The sequence below is a fragment of the Alkalibacter rhizosphaerae genome (assembly GCF_017352215.1).
Taxonomy (GTDB): Bacteria; Bacillota; Clostridia; order Eubacteriales; family Alkalibacteraceae; genus Alkalibacter; species Alkalibacter rhizosphaerae.
In genome coordinates, this window is the sequence record NZ_CP071444.1 from 1,959,400 (window position 1) to 1,985,320 (window position 25,921).

Genomic DNA, 25,921 nt, shown 5'->3' on the forward strand with positions numbered 1-25,921 from the left:
ATTTATACCGACTCCGTGATATAAGTAAAAATGAGCACGTTCATTTTTTGACAAGTACATGTTTCCAAGGAAAGGGAGGAGTCCATTGAAAAAGTACGAAAGCATTTTGCAACCCATCAAGATCGGGAACCTTTGGGTGAAAAACCGGATCGAATCATCACCTGCAGAGCCTTTTTTGGCCACGAAAGACGGATTGGTGTCGGAGGAATTCATCGAATGGCACAAGACCATGGCCAAAGGTGGAGCGGGGATCGTCACCATCGGGGACAGCCCCATCAATGCAGAGTATGCTGCAGAATCCAAGTATGTCATCGACCTGTCCAACAACGACGTATGCAATGGACTCTTTCGCTTGACGGAAGTGATCCACCGCTACGGTGCAGCGGCGTCCATCGAGCTGAACCTTAGGACCCATTACACCCCGACGGATATGACCCTGGAAGAGATCGCCCAGGTGAAAAAAGATTTTGTGGAAGCGGCATACCGCTGCAAGATGTCCGGATTCGACATGATCATGGTCCACGGAGGACATGGCCATTTGGTGGCCCAATTCTTTTCTCCGGAATACAACAAGCGGACAGACCATTACGGGGCGGACACCATGGAGAATCGAAGCCGTTTCGCCATGGAACTGTTGGATGAGATCCGCGACCGCATTGGGCCGGACATGCCCATCGAATACCGGATCAGCGGCCATGAAAAACATGAAAACTCCGTTAAAACTGAAGACGTCATCGAATTTGTCAAAAGGATCGAAGACAAGATCGACTTGATCCATGTTTCCGCAGGAGACTTGTACCGGTTGGAAACGGTAAAATACATGATCCAGCCATCTTATGTTCCCCGTGGAGGGAATGTACACCTGGCGGAGCAGTTCAAAAAAGCATTGTCCATACCGGTGACCACCGTTGGTTCCATCGATCTGGACATGGCGGAAGACATCGTCGCCCAGGGGAAAGCCGACGTGGTGGCCATGATCCGCTCCTTTATAGCGGAGCCGGACCTGATCGTAAAAGCCATGAAGGGGGAAGGGGAGCTGGTTCGACCCTGCATCCGATGTTCCGAATGCACCAACAATTTCCCCCACTTGTACAATCTGCCCATTCGCTGCTCCGTCAATCCATTGACCGGGCGGGAGGCGGAATTCAAGAACCATCCAAAACCGGAGGTGTTGAAGAAGGTCGTTATAGTAGGGGGAGGACCTGCCGGTCTGGAAGCGGCGCGACGAGCAGCCGGTCAAGGACACCAAGTGGTGCTCTTTGAGAAGGACCAGGAGCTGGGAGGCGTCCTTTCCATCGCAGCTGCCGGACCCTTGAAGACGGATGTGAAAAAGTACCTGGACTGGACCAGGAACACCATGAAGGATCCCAAAAACATCCAGGTTCGTTTGGGAGAAGAAGCAACCAGGGAAAAAGTGCTGGCGGAAAACCCGGACGTAGTCATCGTTGCTGTAGGCTCCGAACCCATCGTCCCCGAACTTCCCGGCATCCACGGCGAAAATGTCATGTGGGCGGGAGATGTGGATCTTGGCGTTGCAAAGACCGGAGACCGGGTGATCATTGCCGGCGCCGGCCTGACAGGTTGTGAAACGGCTTACACCCTTGCCAAGGAAGGCAAAAAAGTACAGATCATCGACCGGATGCCCATGAAAAATCTTTATAACGGCGTACCGGGACTAAGCATCGGCACCCTCATGGGATATTTACAGGAAGAAGGGGTAGAGCTTCTCTACGAAACAGCATTGGAGGAAGTGAATTCCGATGGAGCGGTGGTCCGATCGAAGGATGGAACCATAACCACCATGCCCTGCGACAGTGTGGTCCTGTCCCTGGGAGTCAAACCTAAAAGGGAAGTCATGGACCAATTTGTCAAAACGGCAGAGGATGTTCGATTCATTGGAGACTGCAACAACAAAAGCGGTACCATCCTTCAGGCAACCTACGAAGGATTCATGGCGGCCATGATGATCTAAAGTTAGATAGGAAGACAGGCAGGTGCACACGCACCTGCCTGTTTTGTTGTTATTGCGGGATCACCAGTACCTGTCCTACGTAAATGAGATTCACGTTGGTGATCTTGTTGGTCGTGGCGATGGCCTGGATGGTCACATCGTATTTGTTGGCAATGGCCCACAAGGTGTCGCCTGCTTTCACGGTGTATTTTACCGTTGGAGTCGGGGTCGGAGTAGGAGTAGGCGTTGGTGCAGGTGTGGTGGATGGAATGGTCAAAACCTGCCCTACGTAAATGAGGTTTACATTGGTGATCTTGCTGGCAGTAGCGATGGCTTGTATGGTGACGTTGTATTTGTTGGCGATGGCCCACAGGGTATCGCCTGCCTTTACGGTGTATTTTATTGTCGGACTTGGTGTTGGTGTCGGAGTAGGTGCAGGCGTTGGTGTGGTGCCTGGTATGATGAGGACCTGTCCTACATAGATGAGGTTGGTGTTGGTGATCTTGTTGGCAGTGGCGATGGCTTGTATGGTGACGTTGTATTTGTTGGCGATGGCCCACAGGGTGTCACCGGCTTTGACCACATACGTGGTGCCGGTAGAGGCTCCCAGCAGTTCTGATAGGGTCACCAGCTTGTATCCTTGGGATTTCAGCTGGGTGATGATCCCGGGGAGGGCAGCTGGAGTGTTGACGGCCCCTTCGCCCACGTGCATGAGAACGATGGCGCCGTTGCCGGCCTTGTCCATGACTCGTTGGGTGATGGCCGAAGTGGAATCGCCCCTCCAGTCAATGGTGTCCACCGTCCAGTGGATGGTCTTCCCATACCCGGCACTGCCCACAGAAGCCAGTACGCTGGCATTGTAGTATCCGTAGGGTGGTCGGAAATAGGGTTTGGTGGATTTGCCGGTTATATCAAGGATCAAATTGTCGCATTTTTGAAGTTCCGCTGCGATCTGCGTAGAAGTCAGTTTTGTGAAATCGGGATGGGAATAGGAGTGATTGCCAAGCTCGTGGCCTGCCTTGTAGATATCGGCGATCCACGTTGGATGGTCTTCTGCCGCTTTGCCAGTGATAAAGAATGTGGACTTGACGCTGTGGTTCTTCAAAATATCCAGCACTACAGGGATGTTTTCACCGTCGGATCCGTCATCGAAGGTAAGTGCCATCATCTTTTGAGTGGTGTTGACCCGGGATATGAGCTGTGAGTCGGCTGCCAGGACCGGATTCATCGTGACTAAGATGAAGATCGCGATCAAGGTCATAACGACAATGGATCCTCGGACTTTTCTGATTTTATCGATCATGTTTTCCACCTCATTTTTCATGGATCGATCAGCCAATGGTTCTAAAAATCAAGATTCCACCACACCTTATATTTACCACTTTCCACCACGGATAAACCGTTTGCGGAGTTTATGGATCGATGTATTATGGCATGTCATCAATAATTATAAAATTATAAATAATTTCAAGAAGGAGTTGACTTTATACGCGTTTGATGGTATTGTTCTTGTATAAAAATAAATATATATTAGATTGGTACTAATTTTTTGTCAAAATTCAATATAGAGGAGTTGTAGAAAAGTGGAAAAGAAACCGATAAGCAAAGCACTACGTACCTTTTATGGAGTGGGAGACATGGGTTTCTCGTTGATGGCCAGCGTGGAAACATTCTTCTTTGTTTTCTTCCTCACCAATGTAGCAAAGTTTCCTCTTGTGACCGTAGCCTTGATCGGAACCGTCACCAGTATCGTGGACGCTGTTTTATCCCCGTTTTACGGAGCCATTATCGAAGGCACCAAACCCATGAAGTGGGGCAAGTATCGTTCCTGGATGCTGATCTGTCCGCCGTTTGTCGTCATTCTTTATATGTTCCAGTATACAAAAATAGGCGGGGAAGGCCTGGCAGCCATTATCGTAACACTAGGATTTATTCTTAGCCATATTCTTTGGAACATTCCCTGGGTATCCAACGTGTCCATGATCTCCCTGTTGGCAAGCAACCCGGAAGAGCGGGGTATGCTGGCATCGAGACGAGCCACCTACACGGCCATTGCCGGCATCATCTTTTCCTATAGCGGATCGGCTTTGATCGCATTTTACGGAGGCGTAACAAATAATGAAGTTTTGGGTTACACCCTGACAGCCGGTACTTTTGCGTTGACCATGATGATCCTGTATTGGACCGTTTTCAAGATGACCGACGGTTACGAAGAAACGGATCCGGAAAAAATCAAGGCAACGCAAGCAAAAGCGCCTCGTGTATCCCTGATCGCCATGTTAAAAATGGCAGCAACCAACCCGTATTTGATCGCCCTGCTCTTTGGAGACTTCTTCCGCTACATGGTCAACTTCGTCATGTCGGCAGCGGCAGCGTATTATTTCACCTATGTAGCCAAGAACATGGCATTGTTCCCCACCTACTTGCTGTTGGGTTCCATAGCACAAGTAGCCGGTGCCTATCTGGCGGCACCTGCAACCAAGTTGTTGTCTACACGCAATGCCAGCATCGTCGGCCTCTTCGGATTGGGTGCAGCCCTTGTTGTTTCTAAATTTGTCGCTTATAACATCCTGCTGTTCTTCGTCTGTGTCCTGATCGCCAGAGTATTCTTGGGAATCCTTACGGCCACCATGGTTGCCTTGTACTCGGACGTATCCGTATACAGCGAATGGAAGTCGGGACAAAACGCCACTGCATGGATCATGGGCCTTATGACCCTGTCCTTGAAAGTAGCCATCATTTCTCGTGGTACGGTCATTCCCTTCATTCTGGCAACTGCCGGATTTGTGGCAACTGCAGACCCTGCAACGGCTTCCAAACAGTTGACCGATGCCGTTGTCAACGTATTCGTTTTGATCCCCGGGATCTTTGCCTTGATCTCCGGCTTGATCATTGCAGTAGCCTATCGATTGACAAAAGAAAAGCTGGTCCAGTTTGAAAAAGAAATCGCAGAAAGAAAAGCGGCTCAAGCATAAGTTTGTTGCATCATAAAAAAAGTACTCTCACACCGAGAGTGCTTTTTTTCGTGTTTCCTAATTCCGAGTTATTTGGTATACTTAAGAGTAGCTCCTGTGCAAAGGGAAAAGCCGATGCACGGAATATATTGGAGGTAATGCAAATGTTGGAACTAAAAAATATTTCAATGAATGTTGGAAAAGAAAACAAGGACATACTCAGCGATGTCAGTTTTTCTTTTGATCGAAAAAAATTATACGTTATAACCGGACCCAACGGAGGCGGCAAGTCTTCCCTGGCAAAGATCATCATGGGGATCTACGATGCCACCGACGGACAGATCCTGTTCGAAGGAGAAGACATCACCCATTATGACATCACCCAGCGTGCCAACCTTGGGATCGGCTATGCCTTTCAACAACCGCCTCGGTTCAAGGGGATCAAAGTCCGAGACCTGCTCAAGATGGCGGCAGGCGGACAGGCAGACCACCAATACATGTGCAAGCTGCTGCAGGATGTTGGCCTTTGCTCCCAGGATTACATCGACCGGGATGTGGACGACAGCCTTTCCGGTGGGGAACTGAAGCGGATCGAGATCGCCACCATCATGGCGAGAAAACTGAAAGTGGCCGTTTTTGATGAGCCGGAGGCAGGCATCGACCTGTGGAGTTTTCAAAAACTTGCAGAGACGTTTAAGAACATCCACGACAAGTACGACACCACCATCGTCATCATCTCCCATCAGGAGAGGATCTTGAATCTGGCCGATGAAGTGATCGTCATGGCAGAGGGAAAAGTGAAAGAAGTCACCAGCAAGGAGCAGTTCTTCGCCGATATGGAACGGGATGAACTGGACTGCATGTGTGGCTTGGACTGTGTGAAGGGAGTGGACAAAAATGTTGAGCTCATTGGATAGGGAATTGCTGGAAACCGTGGCTGATCTTCATGAGATCCCCATGGGTGCCTATAATATACGAAAAAACGGAGAGAAGGAAGGCCGTAATACCACAGGAAACATCGATATCGTCACCAAGACGGACAAGGACGGCATCGACATCATCATCAAGCCGGGAACCGTGGGAGAAAGCGTTCATATCCCGGTGATCATGTCCAGCAGCGGATTGAAGGATACGGTCTACAACACCTTTGAAGTTGGGGCAGGATCCGATGTTTTGATCGTTGCCGGTTGCGGGATCCACAACCCGGGAGAAGAGAGCTCGGAACACAACGGGGTCCACGAATTTTTTGTTCGAAAAGGGGCAAAGATGAAATACGTGGAAAAACACTATGGCGAAGGAGAGGGCCAGGGCAAGAAGGTCATGAATCCCAAAACCATCATTGAAGTGGAGGAAGACGGAGTCGTAGAGCTGGAGATGATCCAGATCAAGGGAGTGGACGACACGTTAAGAGAAACGGAAGTGCGCCTGCACAAGAATGCCAAGGCCATTATCGTGGAAAGACTCTTGACTTACAAGGACCAGTTTGCCGATTCCAGGATCGTTATCGAATTGGAAGGGGAAGGCTCCAGCGCCCAGGTCATATCCAGGTCTGTCGCCCAGGACGATTCCGTGCAGAAGTTCTATTTCAACCTGGTTGGAAAGAACCAGTGCATGGGACACGTGGAATGCGACTCCATCATCATGCATCACGCAAAAGTGTATTCCACACCGGAGATCTCCGCCCTTCATCAGGATGCCAACCTGATCCACGAAGCGGCTATTGGAAAGATCGCATCGGATCAGCTGATCAAGCTGATGAGTCTGGGAATGACAGAGCGGGAAGCGGAAGATCGGATTCTGGCCGGGTTCCTGCATTGATTGGATTTTTTTGGGTATCAATCCTTTAGAATGTATTATTCCAGATAGAAGGAGGAATCACTCATGGGATTGATGGACAGCATCAAGAAAATGTTCGGATCAACGAAGGAAAAATCGGAAGAATTTGCCCAGAAGGCGGGAAAGCAGCTGGATGAAGCAAAAGACAAGACGGAAGACATGATGAAAAAAACCGGTGACAAATTGGATGAGTTTGGGGACAAAGCGGAAGAATCCATGAAAAAAGCCGGAGACAAGCTGGAAGAGTGGAAAGACAAGGCGGAAGATCGGGTGGAAGAATGGTCGGAAAAACGAGACCAAAAGGAAGCGGAAGCCAAAGATCAAGTAGAGGACCTGAAGGAAGAAGCTACAGAAAAGGCGGAAGAAGTCAAGGCGGAAGTGGAAGAAGTCAAGGATGAAGCTGCTGAGAAAGTGGAAGAAGTCAAGGATCAAGCTGCCGAGAAAGTGGAAGAAGTCAAGGAAGAAGCTGCGGAAAAAGTAGACGACGCCAAAGAACAAGCAGAAGAAGTAAAGGAAGACGTGACAGAGAAAGTGGATGAAGCAAAAACTGACTTGGAAGCGAAAATCGACAACTTGGATGACGAATCCAAAAAATAGCAATCAATCACGGACCGGCCCTCCAGGCCGGTTTGTTCATGGAGCGGGAACCTTTTTTTCGTAATTGCGTCTAAAGAATCGAGGAGATGATCGGATGAAAAAACGAAAAATGTGGATCCCCTTGATCGTGCTTCTGGTATTGTGGCTTGGCATGTTTGCGACAGATTACCGGATGAGCACCACCCTGCGTAAACCGGTTTTTGTTGTTCCCGTAGAAACGGCCGATGACGGAGGATCCGGGACGTATCAGGGTTTGGGATACTCGGTAACTCTGGAACTGGATGGAAACGTGCCAAACAGCCAAGTGATCTCCGTGACCATGGAAATGTTCGGAAAAGTCATTGGCGCCAGCATCACCTGATGCAGCAAACTGGATACGGATCATCACGAACTCCCTTCGGGGAGTTTTTCTTGTATCTGGAAGAAAAAACAGGAGATGGAATATTGCAGCCCCATGCTTCCTGATGTAAGATGAAAGAAAAAAGGAGGCTGACATGGGTCGATTCAAAGGAGCCAGCCGGAGAAAAAGAAAGGGAAGTTACGGTTTTGTCCACCAGCGAAAGATGCCCACAGACACTTTTGTTGGTGAGGATCTTTCGATTGAACCGTTGGAGTGGGCGGTCACCCTGGATTACAGGAATATGGCAAGAAATCATTGTGCTGCCGTATTTGTGACGAATTTGGCGTTGTATTTTGCAGAATTGGGGTATAAAGAGCTCATAATCAATAATAGCATTTCTGATACATTCAAGGAGATCCACGAGATCGTTGGTGACGGTCCGGTACCACTTCTGGCGGTCAAGGCAAAAGTTTATTTTGCAAGGCGGGGTTATGATCTAGGATATGAAAGGGTCCGGTCGTTGAAAGATCTGAAGAGATCCATAGCATCCAACCATCCTTTAGGGCTCTTGCTGACCGATGGGATCGTCCATTGGCACTGGGTCATGGTGCTGGGTTGGAGAAAGTATCCTTCTCATGGGAAGTACCTGCGCATCGCGGACGGATGGAATCGAAAAGGCAACCGCTTTTACCCGATCAACAATAAATTGGCCTGGTTGTGGGCGACGGAGTTTTTTTTAAAATAATTAAAAACCAACGAAGAATCTGGGGGGATGAGCATGAACGATAATCGCGATCTTACGCCGGCGGAAATCACAGCGGCAAGCATCATGGTTGCAGTAAGAAAAGTAGACAATAAAAGATTGAATCAGTTTATTCTGGCCATTATGGCTGGCGCATTCATTGCATTTGCTGCAGAAGGATCCAATATGGCAGCCTTCAATTTATTTGCCAATCCGGAGACCTATGGTTTGGGCAAAGCCATGGCCGGGGCCATTTTCGGAACGGGTCTGATGCTGGTGATCATCGCTGGAGGAGAGCTTTTCACCGGTAATTCCCTGATCCTTGCCGGAGTCTTGGAAAAGAAAGTGACCCTGGGAAAAATGTTGAGCAACTGGGGTGTGGTATACCTGGGCAATTTTGTCGGATCTGTTCTGATCGCATATTTGATGGTGGCATCGGGTCTGTTCAGCAGTGGTGCCAATGGACTGGCGGCAACGACGATCAAGATCGCTTCCTACAAGGTAGGTCTGACTTTTGGTCAAGCGTTCGTTCTCGGCGTCATGTGCAACTGGCTGGTGTGTCTGGCGGTTTGGATGTCTTTTGGATCGAAGAACATCGTCGGCAAGGTCTTTGCCATTTTCTTTCCCATATGGCTTTTTATCACCTCCGGTTTTGAACATTCCATCGCCAACATGTACTATGTTCCCGCAGGGATCCTGGCCAAGAGCAACGAAGCCTGGGTTGCGGCATCCGGACTTGGCGCAGAGCAGCTGGCCAATCTAAACTGGGGCAGTTTTTTCGTCAACAATCTGATTCCAGTCACCTTGGGCAACATCATCGGCGGGGGGCTGTTCGTAGCACTGTTGTATTGGTTCGTCTACATGAAAAACAACTGACCATTTTAAGATGCAAAAAAGACAGCCCTTCTTTTGAATGGCTGTCTTTGCTATTGTCAGTCTATTTTTTCGCTCAAAGCGATGCCCACGATCTCGTCCAGGTAGACGATCAGATACTTGAGATTGGTTTCCACTCCACCGGATTTCAGGACAGCATTTTCGAAAGTGATGAAAGTGTTTTTCTGCTTGTCCATGAAAGGATCGTCCAGGTCGTATTCCTTTTCGTAGTAATGAAGCATGCCTTTGATGAAATCCGGGAAGATGCCGGAAGTATCATCTTCGATCATCATGATCTTTCCTTCGATCAGACCTGCAGGCGTCAATACGTTGATGCGGCTCCTTTTGCTCTGGGCCATTTCAACAAACTGCACCAGGTATTCTATGGAATAGGTTTTCAAACGTTCGGTAGTCACTGGGGATCCCTCCAATATACGTATTCTTGATTTTCAGCTCCATCTATCATCAGTATATCACAGCATTTGTGAATTATATATTCGAAAATATCGAAAACACAAAAAGTGGCATGCCATCAAATATGGAATTATTACAATCCATTAAAAAAACAGGCAAGGGTCATCGTTTTGACCCTTGCCTGCAAGGTTGCTCCCGGAAATGTTAAACGACGTCGTAGCCTTGGTCTTCAATGGCTGCCTTCATGGCATCCACAGTGGCAGGTGCCTCATACTCTACGGTGGCCGTCTTGTTTTCCAGACTGACTTCCACATTTGCCACTCCTTCCAAGGCACTGACAGCTTTGGTCACTGCGGCGACACAATGGGAACAGCTCATTCCTTCTACGTTCAATATTACTTTTTCCATGATGGATCCTCCTTGTTTTTTTTTTAGATCACGGTTTGAACCGCTTTAATCGCAGTGCATTGGTAACGACGGAGATGCTGCTCAGGGACATGGCTGCTGCGGCAAACATGGGATTTAGCAGTGGTCCGCCGAAGATGTAAAAGATGCCGGCTGCCAGGGGGATCCCTGCCGTGTTGTAGCCAAATGCCCAAAACAGGTTTTGCTTGATGTTACGGATGGTGCTCTTGCTTAGTTTGATGGCGGTTGGCACGTCCATCAGATCGCTTTTCATCAACACGATGTCCGCCGATTCCATGGCCACATCCGTTCCGGAACCGATGGCGATGCCCACATCCGCCTGGACCAGGGCAGGGGCGTCGTTGATGCCGTCTCCCACCATGGCAACCACTTTCCCCTCCTCCTGAAGTTTCTTTACTTCGTTGGATTTATCTTGAGGAAGGACTTCCGCCAATACCCGATCGATGCCCACTTGTCTGGCGATGGCCATGGCGGTCTTTTGGTTGTCTCCGGTGATCATGGCCACCTCCACGCCCATGTCGTGAAGTTTTTTGATGGCTCTTGCACTGCTTTCCTTTACCACGTCGGCAACGGCGATGATACCGGCCAACTTTCCGTCCACCGCAACGTACATGGGCGTCTTTCCTTCTTCCGCCAGGCGATCCGACTCTTTTTCCATGCTGGACAGATCGATGGTTTGATCCACCATCAACTTGCGATTTCCAATGTACACTTCCATCTCTTCCATCTGGACTTTCAGTCCATGGCCGGGAATGGCGTCAAAGGACGTAGTGGTCAGCAGTTTCAGATCTTCCTCTTTTGCTTTTGCAACGATGGCCTCTCCCAAAGGATGTTCGGATGCCGTCTCCGCGGAGGCGGCGATTTGAAGCAGTCGGTTTCCGTCCATATCGTTGGCAGGCAGCAGGTCCGTGACTTCCGGTTTGCCTTCTGTAATGGTTCCTGTCTTGTCAAAGACGATGGTGGTGACTTTATGGGTGGTCTCCAAGGCTTCTCCACCCTTGATCAGGATGCCGTATTCTGCACCTTTCCCCGTTCCCACCATGATGGCGGTGGGGGTTGCCAGGCCAAGGGCACAAGGACAGGCGATGACCAGTACGGAAATGAACTTGGTCAGGGCAAATGCCAGGGTCTCGCCGGCCAGGGTCCATCCGACGAATGCCAGAATGGCGATCCCTACCACTATGGGTACAAAATACCCGGAGACGATGTCTGCCATTTGGGCAATGGGGGCTTTGGAACCCTGGGCGTCTTCCACAAGCTTGATGATCTGGGCCAGGGCAGTATCTCCTCCGACCTTGGTGGCCTTAAAGCGAATGGATCCGTTTTTGTTGATGCTGGCGGCATAGACTTTGTCGCCAGCTTTTTTTTCGATGGGGATGCTTTCGCCAGTGAGCATGGATTCGTCGATGGCGGTAAAACCGTCCACCACCATGCCGTCCACCGGGATCTTGCCCCCGGGCTTGACGATGACGATGTCACCCATTTCCACTTCGTCGATGGGGACTTCCGTCTCTTCTCCCTTGTGTAGGATGACGGCGGTTTTTGGCGCCAATCCCATCAGTTTCTTGATGGCATCGGAGGTTTTTCCCTTGGAGATGGTCTCCAGGGTTTTTCCCAACATGATCAGGGCGATGATCACGCCGGCCGTTTCAAAATACAGGCCGTGGATGGCGTGCATGTCCCCCTGGGCGATGCGAAACGTACTGTAGAGGGAATAGCCGATGGCTGATGTTGTTCCGATGGCGATCAGGGAATCCATGTTGGGGCTTCGCTGCCACAAGGAGCGAAATCCCACGACATAAAACCGATATCCTGCCGCTACAATGGGTATGGTCAGCAGGATCTGGGTGATGGCAAACCGGAGCGGGTTGATGTCCGGGTGGATGAAGGCCGGCAGGGGTAAAGTAACAAAGGGGATCATGGGTCCCATGGCGATATAAAGCAAGGGCACGGCGAAAACGGCGGAGATGATGAATTTGATCTTCATGATCCGGATGTCCCGTTCTTTTCGCAGCTTGTCTTCATCCACGGTGGTTTTTTCCACATCCAGGGGCTTGTATCCCAGTTTGACAATGACATCCTTGATGCCGGAAAGCTTGATCTCTCCCGGGTCGTATTCTACGGAGGCCTTCTCGGAAGCCAGGTTTACGCTTGCCTTGATGACTCCTGGTGTTTTGTTGAGCATTTTTTCGATGCGGGAAGAACAGGCCGCACAAGTCATCCCTTCTATGGGGATGGTCACGTTTCGACTGGTTTGTTCCTGGACGACGCCGTATCCTGCGTTTTCGATAATATGTTGAATGGCCGACAAGTCGATGGTTTTTTCGTCAAATGTCACCGACAGTTTTTCCGAAGCAAAGTTGACGGAGGCTTGTTCCACTCCTTCCGCCTTGGACAGGGCCTTTTCGATGCGTTGTGCACACGCGGCACAGGTCATGCCGGTGAGGGAAAGGTTTTGTTTTTCCATGGGGATCTTCCTTTCTGTAGTAGACGTTTCAATATATATTTACTTACCAATTACTTTGGCCAACAGTTCGATGACTTCATCGACCTTTTCTTTTCCCTGATCCTGTTCAAATGCTTCTCGAACACAATTGTTGATATGTTGCTTTATTATTAATAGATCCGCTTTTTTCAACAGGGATTGGGCAGCCAAGATCTGGTTGGAAACATCGATGCAATATCGATCGTCTTCCATCATTTTAATGGTTGCCTCGATTTGGCCTTTTGCTGTTTTTAATGTTTGCAATGCTTTTTTTTGATCATCATTCATTGTATTCTCTCCTTACATGCCTACCCCAGGGGGGAGGGGTTTACACTACTAATTTACTATCTTTAGTGGGTTTTGTCAATACCATTCCATAAAAAAGCTCCTTCCAGGGTCGACAGTTTTTTTCAACTGTTTACCTGGAAGGAGCTTTTTATTCATTAAAGATCGCTTTTGGGCAACATGACGGAAGCAAAAAAACTGGTGATGGGTATGGCAAAAAAGATACCGAAACTACCTACTAAAGCTTGCAGGATCTCCACCACGATCATCTCCCGGTTCAACAAAAACATCAGGGAAGTGTCGGATACGGCCAGCAGCAATACCATGGCCAAGGCGCTTCCCACATAAGCCAGTACCAGGGTGTTGGCCATGGTCCCCATAATATCCTTGCCGATGGTGATGCCGGACCGGAAGAGGGTCTTTTGGGTAATGACGGGTGTTTGCCGCCTCATTTCCGTAAGTGCGGATGAAATGCTCATGGCCACATCCATGATGGCCCCCATGGCGCCGATGATGATGGCTGCAAAGATGATGGCCCGAAGGTTGATGGGTACTTCGGTTGGAAGGTAGGCCAGGTAGATGGATTCATCGCTGGTCACGCCGGTCAGTGCCAAGGAACGGTCCATGATCCAGGAGATGGATCCTGCCACCAGTACACCACCAAAGCAACCCAGGATGGTGACCCATGATTTTCGATCCCATCCGTTTAGAATGATCAGCGTAGTCAAAATGGAATAGAAGCAGGTGAGGATGGCCCACAGGTAAATGTTGCGTCCGGACAGGATGGCAGGAACCAGCACGGCGAATACGGCTCCAAAGGTCAATGCCAAGGAAAGAAGGGTATTGAATCCCTTCATGCCTCCCATGACCAATAGGAGCAGGACAAAGACGGCGCCCAGAATAAGCAACTTGTCCGTTCGAATGTATTCCACAAAATGCCATTCGGAAACGTCAAAGCCGGCGTCGATGAGAAGGATCTTGCTTCCCGGCGTCACTTCGTTGGTATAAATGTAGGGTGGTGTGTAGTCGATGTGTTGAACGGCTGGAAGGATCTCTCCTTTTCTGGGACCGGAGACGACTTTTGCATCAAACTGAACCTCAATGGATTGAGAAATGACGTCGTCGTAGGAGTAATCCTCCACCAGGCGGTCGGTCACACCCATGACCTGGGCCCGGACCACTTCCATTTCTGCCTCGTTTTGAAACAGGGTGGCGTCTTTGGTCACGTAGCGGTTGGCAAGGAAAAGGACGACGAGAGCCACCATCAGGGTGATCAAATAGTTGGTTACAGGGTTTGTGTCCTTCGCTTTTTTTGGTATGATCTTCATAAAAATATATCCTTTCTTTGGTGCAATCTTTTGCCACAGGATAAGGCTATCAAGTATACTTAGTGTAGCACAGGAAAGTGAAAATTTGAAATAGGAAAGTTGGTGGTTGGGATCATGGAACAAAAGCCATTGCTGCAATGGGTCGAAAACAGGAAAAAAATTAGGGCGGATCCGTCGAATTTTTTTGGGCACAAGGAAACCATGGATGGAGTGGTCTTGTATCACCGGGGATTTTCCCAGTATGAAAAAACTCCATTGGTGGAGTTGTCCTCTTTGGCCCAGAAACTTGGTGTGGAGAAAATCTGGGTGAAAGATGAATCGAAGAGGTTCGGTCTGAACGCCTTTAAAGTGTTGGGTGGATCCTACGCCATGAAACAGATCCTGGAAAGTTCTCCCAAAGGGGCAAAACAGATCTTTGTTACCGCCACCGATGGAAACCACGGACGCGGTGTCGCCTGGGCGGCAAAGACCTTGGGGCATGAAGCCGTTGTGTTTCTACCCCAGGGGACAGCAGCCACCCGATTGGAAAATATCCGGAAAGAAGGGGCCGAGGCAGAGATCCTGCCCATGGGATATGACGATGTGGTTCGCCATGCTGCTGCCTATGCTGATGAGGTGGGAGGCATTCTGATCCAGGATACGGCATGGGAAGGATATGAAACCATCCCCAAGTGGATCATGGAGGGGTATTATACCATCATGGCGGAGATTTTGGATGTTATGATTGACAGTCCAAAGCCGACCCACGTGTTTCTTCAGGCAGGGGTGGGCAGCTTTCCTGCCAGCATGACTGCTTGCCTGGCTGCCGTTTATGGAGAAGAGATGCCAAGGGTGATCATTATGGAACCCCACCATGCAGCGTGCATCTATGCTTCTGTACGGGCCGATACGGGTAAGCCCATGAAGGCGGAAGGAGACCTGGATACCATCATGGCTGGTTTGGCCTGTGGGGAACCCAGCAGCCTATCCTGGAAGATCCTGCGGGATCACGTCTTTGGCGCTCTCAGCTGTGACGACACCTTGAGCGCCCTGGGCATGCGGATCCTGGGGAATCCTTTGACCGGAGATGATCCCGTGGTATCTGGAGAATCCGGAGCCATTGGTGCAGGAGTGCTTTATGCCCTCCATCAAGATCCATCCCTGGCGCCCATCAAGGAGGCCTTGGGGTTGAAGGATTCATCCCGGGTACTGTTGATCAGTACAGAAGGGGATACGGATCCCGTCAACTACCGGAAAGTGGTGTGGGAAGGAGCCTATCCTTACGAACCGGAACGAGGTTTTTCCGAAGAAAAAATAAAGTGAGGTAGCGTTGTATATGAACATATCAAATGCAGTAAAGAGACATGAGAAGGCCTTGGTTGGTCTGGCATCCCGGTTGGTTTCCATTCCCAGTTTTTCCGGGGAGGAAGAAGAAGTGGTCCATGCCATTGCCGAGGTGATGAAGTTGTTGGAATTCGATGAAGTGATGGTGGACGACCTGGGCAATGTGGTCGGGAAAATGGGCAACGGACCCCTGTGCATCCTTTTGGATTCCCACATCGATACGGTTCGGGTCCCCGATGCGGACCAGTGGTCCTACCCTCCATTCGGTGGAGAGATCGTGGATGGGAATCTCTATGGACGAGGTTCTGTGGACATGAAATCCAGTGCGGCAGCAAGCATTTATGCAGCTGTAGTAGCCAAGGAGATGGGGTTGCTGGAAGGGAAGACCCTGTTGGTTTCCGGTACCGTTTTTGAAGAGGACTGCGACGGAGAAAATCTAAAACACCTGTTTGATCAACTGGAGATGCGCCCGGATTATTATATCACCTGCGAACCGTCGGACAACAAGATCGTTACCGGACACAAGGGAAAAGCGCAAATGACCATCACCACCAGGGGACAAAGCGCCCACGGATCCGCTCCGGAAAAAGGAGTCAATGCCGTTTATGAAATGGCACAGATCATTGGACGAGTGGAAAAAATGAATTTGGATCTGGCGGCCGGGGAAGGCATGAAAAAGACCCTTGTTTTGTCTCGGATCACTTCCAACGCCGCCAGCTTGAATGCCGTTCCCTACGAGTGTGAGATCTATCTGGATCGGCGATTGGTGCCTGGAGAAACCTGGGAGGATGTCGTAGAGGAAATGGAGGAGCTTGTAGAGGGAAAGGATGCTGGATGGACCCTGGATACGGTAAAACGAAGATCCTGGACCGGCAAGGAGATCGCGTACAGACCCTTTCATCCGGCTTGGGAGTTGGATAAGGATAGCCTGCTTTATAAAAAATCCGTGGAAGCCTACCGGCGCTGCTTCGGGAAAGAGCCGGAATTTGATTTTTGGGATTTCAGCACCAACGCGGTGACGCCAGTTTCCATGGGGATCCCGTCTGTTGGATTTGGGCCGGGAGAGCACAAGATGGCCCACATGAAGGATGAGCATTGCGCTGTAGATAAGATCGCTGCGGCCTGTGATTATTATGTGAATTTGATCGACTTGTTGTAGCTTTTTTTTGGGGACGGTGACTTTTTTGCAAAAAAGTCACCGTCCCCTTTTACAATCCCCTCGTTTGGCTATATATAAGATGAATCAAAATATGAAGAAGCAACCATTGGAGGGATGGAATATGAAGTATTTTATTGACACAGCAAACGTGGACGAAATAAAACAAGCCAGCGAACTTGGCATCATCAGAGGTGTTACCACTAATCCATCATTGATCGCAAAAGAAGGACGAAAGTTTGAAGATGTCATTGAAGAGATCGCCAATATTGTAGACGGCCCCATCAGTGCAGAAGTTATTTCACTGGAAGCAGAAGGAATGATCGAGGAAGCGGAAGATCTGCAGAAGATCCATCCCAACATCGTCATCAAGATCCCCATGACGGCGGAAGGCATCAAAGCCACTTCCATATTGTCCAAGGAGCTGATCAAGGTCAACGTGACTTTGGTTTTCAGTGTTACCCAGGCACTGGCCGCCGCCATGGCGGGAGCGGCATATGTTTCTCCGTTCATAGGGCGGCTGGATGATGTGGGGGCGAATGGAGTCGCTTTGCTGGAGGAGATCATGTGGACATTCCAGCGCTATGACATAAAGACGGAAGTGATCGCGGCCAGCATTCGCAACAAGGAACATATTGTAGCAGCGGCGGCAGCCGGAGTGGACATTGCGACTGTACCCTACAAGGTGTTGATGGATTCCTTGAAGCATCCGTTGACGGATCAGGGGATCGAGAAGTTTTTGAAGGATTGGAACAAGTAAATAGATTTTTTTTAGGGACGGTGACTTTTTTGCAAAAAAGTCACCGTCCCCTTTTTACCGTCCCCATTTTTTTACTCTACCGGTTCCAGGAGTCGGATGCCGGCAAGTGGGATATCTTTTAAGATTCCTTCTGCTTTTTCGATGTGTTGTTTTATTTTATCCATGGGGTATCCCATGAAGACCCAGCGAGTGATGTCGGTTGCATCTCGAATCTCTTTATGGCTGAAATCAAAAGCCCCGGATTGTTTGGCTTTGTACATGCCGGACCAGATACTGTCCCCCATCAATGTGGCTTTTTCCACCGTAGGTGCATCCACTGTCAATCCTACTTCATTTGCCGCTGTATAGTTTTCGATGAACAAGCCACGTACTGGACGAAATTCAGACCAAGCCTGGATATAAAAATCCATGTCTTTTTCGTATTGAAGCAGTTCCCTGGCTACAAAACGCAGATAGACCAGAGTGTACATCAGATAACCTTCGGCTTTGTAGGACTTTCTCAATGCTTGAAGGCATTTTTTCTCATGGGCGACGATAAGCTTGTATGCGATGTCCACTTTTCCATTCGGAAAATAGTAGTAGATCAATGAATGATTGACCTCCGCCAATCGGGTCAATTCTCTGATTTTTGTTCCTTCGTATCCTTTTTCGTAAAAGAGATGATTGGAAACTTCCAACAATTTATTTTTTGTTAACTGGCTTTTTTTTATTTTTTGACGTTTTTTGGGTGTAGGCATTGGGTGAACTCCTTTCGGTATTTCCTTATTATACCACATAACCATCAAAATCCAGGAAAAGATAAAATTAATTATACTGTATAAAAAAGTTCTTGACGTGATTATTTTTATACAGTATAATTCTATTCGACAAGCGAAATGGTATACCGATTTGAATTTACAAGAATCAGAATTAGGAGGGAGAAATGGAATGAAGGCATACGAATTGTACGTTTCTAAACAAGATGTGGAACGGATCCATGAGAATACGCTGCGGATCCTGAAAGAAACCGGCGTTAAGTTTGAAAGTGAAACAGCTCTGGACATTTTTCGAAAAAACGGAGTGAGAGTAGAAGGGGATCTGGTTTTCATCGATGAGGAGACATTGAACCGATGCTTGGAGACCACACCGTCGACTTTCACCATGCAAGTCAATGAAAAGGGAGATACGGAAGAATTGGGTAAAGGTTCCATGCTTACTTGTGTGATCGGCCACCCAGCCTACATTGCAAAGGAAGGTCGAATCTTTAGCATGACAAGTGAAGACGCCATCGATCAATTCAAAATGTCGGAGACTTCGCCCATCACCAACGGTGCCAACTTGAACTTTGCATTTCTGAACGGGAAGAAAATGACAGAAGAGCAACAATCATTGGCTCAAATCGCATTCATTTTAAAATATTCCAGCAAATACAAGATCCATGCAGATCCTTATGTCATGGGCTACTCGGAAGAAAAAGCCTACGAATATTCAAAAAAAGGGATCCAGCTGATGAAACGATTTTATGGATCGGATGACAAACCCATGATGCTTACCATCATCAATCCTTTGTCTCCGCTGTGTTACGACGATATCCCCATCACAAAAATGATGGCTTATATCGAAGAAGGTCAGGTTTGCGCCATTTCTCCATGCGGCATGCCCCTGCTTACATCTCCCGGTTCCGTAGCCGGCATGATGTCCCAAACAAACGCGGAAGTGCTGGCCGGTCTTGTCTTCATACAGTTGGTAAAACCGGGTACACCGGTAGTCTACGGGAATACTTCCGGATCTACGGACATGAAAACCATACAACTGGGTATCGGCAGTGCAGAAGCCTCCCTGGTCAGTTACACAACTGCGGCCTTAGCGGATTATTATAAAGTGCCATTCAGAACTGGCGGAGCCCTCAGTGATGCAAAAGATGTGGATGCCCAAATGGGTGCCGAATCCATGATGATGCTTCAAACGACCTACAGCGTTCGACCGGATTTTGTTCTTCATCATATAGGTTGCATGGGAACCTTCAACGTAGTCAGTTTAGAGAAATTCATCGTGGATGAAGAAATCGCCAAAATGGTGCAGCGACAGATCCGTGGTTTGGATACCAGCGAAGAAAAACTGGCATTTGACACGATCCACAAGATCGGTCCTCGAGGGTCCTTCCTGAAGGGGCGAACTCCTAAAATGTACCGGGACGACTTCCAGCTGGCCAACTGCTTCAGCAAGGATGATCCCAACAACTGGCAGCAAAACGGTTCAAAGTCAGTTTATGAAACAGCCAAGGAACAAGTAATGGAACGAATTGCGGGTTATCAACAACCGGATATGGATCCAAGCCAGACCAGCATGCTGGATGCTTACCTGCCGGACAAATTTAAATCCTCCATCTGAGGATACCAAGAAAGGAGCAATATCGATGTTTAAAAACGAAAAGCTTCGCGCCATCATCCAATTTCTCTGCCTTTGCGCAGGAGGCTGGTCCATTTACCAGGTGACCTACATGAGGTATTCCTATTACGATGCATTTATTGAAGCATTCAGCATGACAAACGAGCAGTTCGGCGTTCTTTTCAGCGTTTATGGTACGTTGACCATTGCAACATATTTTATCGGCGGGGTCGTTGCAGATAAAATATCGCCACGAAAGCTGCTGACTTTCTCATTTATCTCCACCGGTTTGTTAAATCTGTGGTTTGGCACACTCCCGGGATACAGTATGGCATTGGTCATCTATGCTTTGTTGGGGATCACTTCCACGTTGACATTCTGGGCAGCGCTGATCAAAGCCACCCGCCAAGTCGGCAAAGTCATTGGTGAAGGAAAAGCTTTGGGCGGATTGGAAGCCGGACGACAACTTTTCAACATGGTCGTTGGTACGGCATTGGTCTTTTGGTTTGGACGATTTGCCAGCATGACACTGGGTCTGCAGGCCATCATCAATTTCTATGGAATTTTTCTTATAGCTGTCGGGATTTTGACATTCTTGTCCTTTGAGGATGAAAAAGCAGACGCTTCCCAAGAAAATCCTTTCAAAGTTGCGAAAGAATGTTTGAAAAACAAAAACATCTGGGTCATGTCCCTGATCATCTTGGGTGCATATGCAGTAACAAGTTCCGTGACCGGATACATCAGCAACTATTCTACTTCCGTACTTGGTATCAGTGTAGCGGCGGCAGCATTCATCGGAATGTTCCAAGCCTACTTTAGTCCATTGGGTGCATTGGGTGGTGGAGTCGTTGCAGACAAAATCGGTATCAGTAAAATGCTTTTGATCGGTGCATTGGGATTGGTTGCAACGGTACTGTTGATCGGATATTTGCCCGCTGGGACGGGAATGGTCGTATTGTTCCTGGCCGTGTTCGCCGTATTCAACATCTTTATGGGAGTAGCTCGAGGATTGTACTATGGAACCATGAAAGAAGCGGGCATTCCCATGCGACTTTCCGGTACGGCAATCGGTGTCATGGCGACCATCGGATACACACCGGACATTTTCTTATCCCCCATCATCGGAAGAATTTTGGACAGCAATGCAGGTGCTCCGGACGTTGCATATAAGATCATTTTCACCATTCTGGCCGGGTTTGGTCTCTTCTGCGCCGTCATGTTGTTGGTCTTTAGAAGAATGAACAAGGAGAATATAGCCAAGCTGGACCAGGAGCGTAAAGAGTTGAAAGCAGCGAAAAAGATCCAGCCTACGGAAGCGGCATAAGCGTTTTGTTAGGGATTAATAGGAGGAAAAAATGAAATACTATGAACAATTTATTTCCAAAAAAGATGTAGAAAGAATCCATGAGAACGTGGTGCGGATCTTTGAAAATGTCGGTGTGGTATTTGAAAACCAGCGGGCATTGGACACTTTCAAAGAGCACGGTGCCAGAGTCGAGGGCAACAAGGTTTTTATTCCAAGGAACATGCTGGAGGAGGCGGTGAAAACCGCCCCTGAAACCTTCCAGATCCATGCCAATACCGTAGGGGATGCTACCCTGGGCGGAGGAAGCATGCTGGCCGGTGGCATCGGAGGAAACATCTATATTCAAGATGGTGGAAGAGTTCGAAAAATGACCAATCGGGATGTGGTGGATCAGTTCAAACTGAACGAAACCAGTCCGGTGACCCAGTATGGCCTGGTCAACCCATTTATGGAAACGACGGGTTTCTCTTCGGACCAAAAAATCTATGGACGGATGGCCTTTGCATTGAAGTACTCCTCCAAGTATCGCTTCAGCGTCAATTGCATCACGGATGGAGTAGAAGCCGATCAAGTTTACGATAAGGTAAAAAAAGGGATCCAGCTGGTGCGGGACTTTGAAGGGATCCAGGACAAACCAGTTATCATGGAGGGGATCAATCCGCTATCTCCCTTGGCTTTCGATAACGCACCCATCGAAAAACTGTACGCCAACTGTCATGAAGGCCAGGCACTTTGGTTTACGCCCTGTTCCATGCCTTTGTTGACAGGACCTCCATCCGTTGCCGGATTGTTGTCCACAACGACGGCGGAAGCGTTGGCCGGGCTGGTGCTGGCCCAATTGGTCCGTCCCGGAACGCCGGTGGTATTTGGGAACACTTCTGCGTCCACCAACATGCGGACCATCCAACTTTGCATCGGCTCGCCGGAAGCGACTCTGATCGCATATGCAACGGCTGCGATGGCGGATTTTTACAAGCTGCCATTTCGAAACGGGGGGGCATTGAGCGATGCCAAAGACGTGGATTTCCAGGCAGGGGCCGAGTCCATGATGCTTTTGCAGGCCACACTGGCCAGCAAACCGGACTATATTTTGCACATGTGCGGAGTTTTGGGGACCTTCAATATCGTCAGTTTTGAAAAGTTTCTTCTGGACGAAGAGATCATAGCCATGGTACAAAGACAACTGGCAGGGATCACAGTAGATGACAATACTTTGAGTTATGATATGATTGAAAAAGTAGGTGCTCGAGGAAACTATCTACAAGGGCGCACCCCCAAAATGTTCCGACAGGAGTATCAAATGGCCAAGCTGTTCAACAAGGAAGATCCCAATCAGTGGCAGAAAGAAGGCAGTATCTCTGTCCGGGAAAATGCACGGGAAAAGGTGATGGACCGGTTGGAAAGCTATCAGGCACCTACGCTGGAAAAAGAACAGCTGGAATTGATCGAAAAATACATTCCGGCAGCGTTTAAGGACAGCATTAAATTTTAAAGAAGGGAGTCGGCAGATGAACAACGTACGAATCAATTATCGAGTATTTTTGCCTGTATTCTTGTTGTTGCTGGGCACCATCGTCTTTAGTCTGGTAGACAATGAGGGTTTTGTGGCACTGACCACCGGGTTGTATTACTGGATCCTGGATAAATTCGGATGGATGTTCCTGCTGACTACTTTTATCATGTTGATGGTTTGTGTTTGGCTGGCATTCTCCCCCTTTGGAAAGACGAAATTGGGAGGAGCGGAAGCAAAGCCGCTGATGAGTAAAAGAAACTGGTTTGCCATTACGGTCTGCACCACCATTGCAGCGGGCATCGTATTTTGGGGTGCGGCAGAACCCATACAGCATTTGCTATATCCTCCCGAATCCTTGGGGTTGGTTCCCGGATCGCCGGAAGCTGCGATTTTTTCCATGTCCACCATCTACATGCACTGGACGTTTTTGCCCTATGCCATTTACACGTTGACAGGCGTCATGTTTGCTTATGGTTATTACAATATGAAGCGCAACTTTTCTTTGGGAGCTGCCATTGCACCGATCATAAAAAACCAAGACAATCCATGGATCAATACCCTGGTCGATATTCTCTGTGTTTTTGCCTTGGTTGCCGGTTTGGCTGCATCTCTTGGAATGGGTGTGCTTAATATCAGTGGTGGCATCGGCAAACTGACGGGAGTCGATCCCGGTACCCCCCTGTGTTAGGATAGTTGTCGGGTGATCAAAAATATTATATGCTAGTAGCCAAGAGAGAGAGGATCAATATGGCTACCTACAGTAAAGAATTTAAAGACAAATTAATCAAGTTGATGTTACCACCCGAAAACAGGTCCATTAAGGAACTGGTTGATGAGTATCATGTTCATGAACAAACCCTGTATAAATGGCGTAAAAAGGCAAAATCCAAAGGGACGGTCTATCAGGATCATGCAGGCTCCAAACAAAAATATTCTAAAGAAATGCAGTTGCAAATCATTATTGAGACCAGTCCACTCAACAACCATGAGCTCTCAGAATATTGCCGACGCAAAGGCATATATGCGGAGGAAATCGAAGTCTGGAAGCAAGCATTCATCACCGGTGAAACAGCTGAAGAATCCAAGGTCAAAAAAGAACTCAAGGACAGTCAAGCAGAGCTTAAACTTACAAAAAAGGAACTGGAGCGCAAGGAGAAAGCTCTTGCCGAAGCTGCCGCACTCTTGGTATTAAAAAAAAAGATGCAAGCGATTTGGAGTTCGGACGAGGAAGATTGACCAGCCAATCAAATCGCATCAAAGTGGTTGTGGCCATCGACGAAGCAGTCCTTTCTGGAGCCAGACAGTTCAAGGCTTGCGAAGTCGTCGGTATCAGCGAGAGGACCTACCAGCGCTGGAAAGTTCAAGGTAACGATACAAAAGACGGTCGTCCGGATGCGCTAAGACCCATACCTGCAAACAAGCTGCATTTGGAGGAGGAGAAGAGGATCCTGGAGGTGATGAACCAAAAGGAACATCGAAGCCTTTCACCAAATCAAGTCTTTCATAAGCTCATTGATAAAGAAGGAATATATATCGCTTCGGTTTCAAGTTTTTATCGGGTCTTGAGATATTTTGGTCAAGTCAATCATCGGGGCTATGCAAAAGCACCCATAAGCAAGAATATTACAACACATTGTGCAACAGGCCCCAATCAGGTCTGGATGTGGGATATCACCTGGCTTCCCGGTCCCGTGAAAGGAATATACTATTACCTGTACATGATCATTGATTTATTCAGCCGCAAAGTGGTTGGCTGGGAGATCTGGGATCACGAGAGTTCTGAAAACGCCAGTGTTCTTGTGAAGAAGGCTGCGTACTCTGAAAATGTATTGATGAAGAACGAGCCTTTGGTGTTACATTCTGATAACGGAAGTCCGATGAAAGGTGCTTCCTTGTTGACAACGCTGTATAATCTAGGGATCGTGCGATCCAACAGCAGGCCAAGAGTGAGCAATGACAATGCTTATATTGAGTCAATGTTCCGAACGGTCAAATACATGCCATCTTTTCCCCATAATGGATTTTCAGATATTGAAACTGCCCGCAGATGGGTCGATGCCTTCGTTGATTATTATAATAATGACCACCACCACAGCAGCTTGAAATTTTTGACTCCCAACCAAAGACACAATGGATCGTCCGATGAGATCCTTCAAAGAAGAAAAGAAATACTGGAAACTGCAAAGGCAAAGAACCCTGAACGATGGACCGGACCGGTTCAAAACTGCACCATGGAACAAGCCGTTTGGCTGAATCCATCAAAAGAAAAAAACAGTGAAAAAGCATGCTAGCATATTTGAGAAAAGCGACAACTATGTTGACAATTACCGGTACTGGGCTGTGGGGATTTACGATTCTACTCATCGTAGTATTATTCATCGCATCTTCCGTTTCCGGCATCTTGAGGGGAGTTCGGATCCTGTCCAACATCAACCTGTTTTTTTATCTGGGCATGTTGGGGATGGTACTGCTGTTTGGAGGTACCGTCTTCATCTTGTCCTTTGGCATGGAGGGCATTGGAGCATTTGTACAAAACTTTGTTCCACGCGCTTTGTTTACCGGAGCCATTTCGGGTGACTCCTGGGCCCAAGACTGGCCCATGTTCTACTTTGGAAATTGGATGGCCTGGGCGCCCATCACGGCTGTTTTTTTAGGTCGGATCGCCTACGGTCGTACGGTTCGGGAATTCATTTTCATGAATCTGCTTGCCACATCTCTGTTCAGCATCATCTGGTTCATGATCATTTCCGGAGCCACTATCAACATGTATTTGAATCATCCTGGCAGCGGTATCCTGGAAGCATTTCAACTGGGTTACGAAAACGTGATCTATCAACTGTTGCAAAATATACCCATGTCGACAGTGATGATCCCGCTGTATCTGTTGGTGGTATTGATCTCTTTCGTCACCGCCAGCGATTCTACGACCATTGCCATTGCTGGAGTTTGCAGCAAGGGGATCACCTTGGACAGTCCGGATTCCTCCAAAGCGTTAAAGGTAGTTTGGGGAATCATCATTGCCGGACTGACCTGGGTCATGCTTTTTGCGGGAGAAGGGATCACCGGTGTCAAGATGCTTTCCAACATCGGTGGACTGCCAGCCATGTTTTTTTCCATTGCGGTGATCGTTGGTGCGATCAAGGTTGGAACACAGGGATACAGCAAGTAAATAGATTTTTATTGTTTTTTGGGGACGGTGACTTTTTTGCAAAAAAGTCACCGTCCCCTTTGTTTCCCTTTGTGTCGTCCCTTAGGGAAGGGTATA

At 48.4% G+C, this 25,921-nt stretch carries 25 protein-coding genes; 18 read left to right on the top strand and 7 right to left on the bottom strand.

From position 1 onward, the window contains the following. Positions 1 to 85: 85 nt before the first annotated feature. Positions 86 to 1,972: an NAD(P)/FAD-dependent oxidoreductase gene (locus J0B03_RS09750; protein WP_246798124.1), complete on the top strand. Its 1,887-nt coding sequence runs from the start codon at positions 86 to 88 to the stop codon at positions 1,970 to 1,972. A 49-nt stretch (positions 1,973 to 2,021) separates the two neighbouring features. Here J0B03_RS09750 and J0B03_RS09755 read toward each other — a convergent pair whose 3' ends face one another. Further along, a complete protein-coding gene (locus tag J0B03_RS09755; protein WP_207299416.1) occupies positions 2,022 to 3,254 on the bottom strand; it encodes a LysM peptidoglycan-binding domain-containing protein in 1,233 nt (410 codons plus the stop codon). Positions 3,255 to 3,534: 280 nt separating this feature from the next. On the opposite strand from J0B03_RS09755, the gene J0B03_RS09760 reads away from it, so the two are divergent. The 7 genes from J0B03_RS09760 (at position 3,535) to J0B03_RS09790 (ending at position 9,296) form a co-directional block, all read left to right on the top strand. Then, the gene (locus J0B03_RS09760; RefSeq protein ID WP_207299417.1) at positions 3,535 to 4,926 is read left to right on the top strand and encodes an MFS transporter; all 1,392 of its coding nucleotides are present in this window, start codon (positions 3,535 to 3,537) and stop codon (positions 4,924 to 4,926) included. Between the two features lie 143 nt (positions 4,927 to 5,069). Then, positions 5,070 to 5,822: an ABC transporter ATP-binding protein gene (locus tag J0B03_RS09765; RefSeq protein ID WP_207299418.1), complete on the top strand. Its 753-nt coding sequence runs from the start codon at positions 5,070 to 5,072 to the stop codon at positions 5,820 to 5,822. Further along, positions 5,803 to 6,723 carry a SufB/SufD family protein gene (locus J0B03_RS09770; protein ID WP_207299419.1) on the top strand — a complete coding sequence of 307 codons (921 nt, stop codon included), beginning with the start codon at positions 5,803 to 5,805 and terminating at the stop codon, positions 6,721 to 6,723. The genes J0B03_RS09765 and J0B03_RS09770 overlap by 20 nt, the downstream gene beginning before the upstream one ends. A gap of 63 nt (positions 6,724 to 6,786) precedes the next feature. Continuing rightward, positions 6,787 to 7,338, top strand: a complete 552-nt coding sequence (locus J0B03_RS09775; RefSeq protein WP_207299420.1) for a hypothetical protein — start codon at positions 6,787 to 6,789, stop codon at positions 7,336 to 7,338. 94 nt (positions 7,339 to 7,432) lie between these two features. Continuing rightward, positions 7,433 to 7,699, top strand: a complete 267-nt coding sequence (locus J0B03_RS09780) for a hypothetical protein (protein WP_207299421.1) — start codon at positions 7,433 to 7,435, stop codon at positions 7,697 to 7,699. A gap of 133 nt (positions 7,700 to 7,832) precedes the next feature. After that, positions 7,833 to 8,423: a hypothetical protein gene (locus J0B03_RS09785; protein WP_207299422.1), complete on the top strand. Its 591-nt coding sequence runs from the start codon at positions 7,833 to 7,835 to the stop codon at positions 8,421 to 8,423. Between the two features lie 33 nt (positions 8,424 to 8,456). Continuing rightward, on the top strand, positions 8,457 to 9,296 hold the full coding sequence (locus tag J0B03_RS09790) for a formate/nitrite transporter family protein (RefSeq protein ID WP_207299423.1): 840 nt from the start codon (positions 8,457 to 8,459) through the stop codon (positions 9,294 to 9,296). A 56-nt stretch (positions 9,297 to 9,352) separates the two neighbouring features. On the opposite strand, the gene J0B03_RS09795 is transcribed toward J0B03_RS09790, so the two are convergent. The 5 genes from J0B03_RS09795 to J0B03_RS09815 form a co-directional block, all read right to left on the bottom strand. Continuing rightward, positions 9,353 to 9,709, bottom strand: a complete 357-nt coding sequence (locus J0B03_RS09795) for a hypothetical protein (protein ID WP_207299424.1) — start codon at positions 9,707 to 9,709, stop codon at positions 9,353 to 9,355. 202 nt (positions 9,710 to 9,911) lie between these two features. Continuing rightward, positions 9,912 to 10,115, bottom strand: coding sequence for a copper ion binding protein (locus J0B03_RS09800; protein ID WP_207299425.1), 204 nt, complete (start codon positions 10,113 to 10,115; stop codon positions 9,912 to 9,914). Positions 10,116 to 10,143: 28 nt separating this feature from the next. Further along, positions 10,144 to 12,600, bottom strand: a complete 2,457-nt coding sequence (locus J0B03_RS09805) for a heavy metal translocating P-type ATPase (protein WP_207299426.1) — start codon at positions 12,598 to 12,600, stop codon at positions 10,144 to 10,146. Positions 12,601 to 12,639: 39 nt separating this feature from the next. Further along, entirely contained in the window at positions 12,640 to 12,906 is a 267-nt protein-coding gene (locus J0B03_RS09810; RefSeq protein WP_207299427.1) for a metal-sensing transcriptional repressor, read from the bottom strand. A gap of 155 nt (positions 12,907 to 13,061) precedes the next feature. Then, positions 13,062 to 14,231: a YibE/F family protein gene (locus J0B03_RS09815; RefSeq protein ID WP_207299428.1), complete on the bottom strand. Its 1,170-nt coding sequence runs from the start codon at positions 14,229 to 14,231 to the stop codon at positions 13,062 to 13,064. 114 nt (positions 14,232 to 14,345) lie between these two features. On the opposite strand from J0B03_RS09815, the gene J0B03_RS09820 reads away from it, so the two are divergent. From J0B03_RS09820 to fsa, 3 genes are all read left to right on the top strand, one after another. Continuing rightward, entirely contained in the window at positions 14,346 to 15,533 is a 1,188-nt protein-coding gene (locus tag J0B03_RS09820) for a diaminopropionate ammonia-lyase (RefSeq protein WP_207299429.1), read from the top strand. A gap of 13 nt (positions 15,534 to 15,546) precedes the next feature. Continuing rightward, positions 15,547 to 16,713 carry a YgeY family selenium metabolism-linked hydrolase gene (locus tag J0B03_RS09825; RefSeq protein ID WP_207299430.1) on the top strand — a complete coding sequence of 389 codons (1,167 nt, stop codon included), beginning with the start codon at positions 15,547 to 15,549 and terminating at the stop codon, positions 16,711 to 16,713. A gap of 121 nt (positions 16,714 to 16,834) precedes the next feature. Beyond that, a complete protein-coding gene (fsa, locus tag J0B03_RS09830) occupies positions 16,835 to 17,470 on the top strand; it encodes a fructose-6-phosphate aldolase (RefSeq protein WP_207299431.1) in 636 nt (211 codons plus the stop codon). Positions 17,471 to 17,541: 71 nt separating this feature from the next. Here the strand turns inward: fsa and J0B03_RS09835 are convergent, their stop codons facing one another. Further along, positions 17,542 to 18,207: a TetR/AcrR family transcriptional regulator gene (locus J0B03_RS09835; RefSeq protein ID WP_207299432.1), complete on the bottom strand. Its 666-nt coding sequence runs from the start codon at positions 18,205 to 18,207 to the stop codon at positions 17,542 to 17,544. A gap of 190 nt (positions 18,208 to 18,397) precedes the next feature. On the opposite strand from J0B03_RS09835, the gene J0B03_RS09840 reads away from it, so the two are divergent. Genes J0B03_RS09840 through J0B03_RS09870 form a run of 7 tightly spaced genes read left to right on the top strand, consistent with a single transcriptional unit; the run spans position 18,398 to position 25,825 of the window. Further along, positions 18,398 to 19,840, top strand: a complete 1,443-nt coding sequence (locus J0B03_RS09840) for a trimethylamine methyltransferase family protein (protein ID WP_207299433.1) — start codon at positions 18,398 to 18,400, stop codon at positions 19,838 to 19,840. 25 nt (positions 19,841 to 19,865) lie between these two features. Next, positions 19,866 to 21,161 (top strand): MFS transporter, encoded by a 1,296-nt coding sequence (locus J0B03_RS09845; protein WP_207299434.1) that lies wholly within the window; start codon positions 19,866 to 19,868, stop codon positions 21,159 to 21,161. Positions 21,162 to 21,192: 31 nt separating this feature from the next. Then, positions 21,193 to 22,635, top strand: a complete 1,443-nt coding sequence (locus tag J0B03_RS09850; RefSeq protein WP_207299435.1) for a trimethylamine methyltransferase family protein — start codon at positions 21,193 to 21,195, stop codon at positions 22,633 to 22,635. Between the two features lie 16 nt (positions 22,636 to 22,651). Further along, positions 22,652 to 23,344: a BCCT family transporter gene (locus J0B03_RS09855; RefSeq protein WP_207299436.1), complete on the top strand. Its 693-nt coding sequence runs from the start codon at positions 22,652 to 22,654 to the stop codon at positions 23,342 to 23,344. Between the two features lie 5 nt (positions 23,345 to 23,349). Next, positions 23,350 to 23,892: a transposase gene (locus tag J0B03_RS09860; protein WP_207299437.1), complete on the top strand. Its 543-nt coding sequence runs from the start codon at positions 23,350 to 23,352 to the stop codon at positions 23,890 to 23,892. Then, positions 23,889 to 24,947, top strand: coding sequence for an IS3 family transposase (locus J0B03_RS09865; protein WP_207299438.1), 1,059 nt, complete (start codon positions 23,889 to 23,891; stop codon positions 24,945 to 24,947). The genes J0B03_RS09860 and J0B03_RS09865 overlap by 4 nt, the downstream gene beginning before the upstream one ends. A 23-nt stretch (positions 24,948 to 24,970) precedes the next feature. Then, positions 24,971 to 25,825, top strand: coding sequence for a BCCT family transporter (locus J0B03_RS09870; protein WP_207299439.1), 855 nt, complete (start codon positions 24,971 to 24,973; stop codon positions 25,823 to 25,825). Positions 25,826 to 25,921 lie beyond the last annotated feature (96 nt).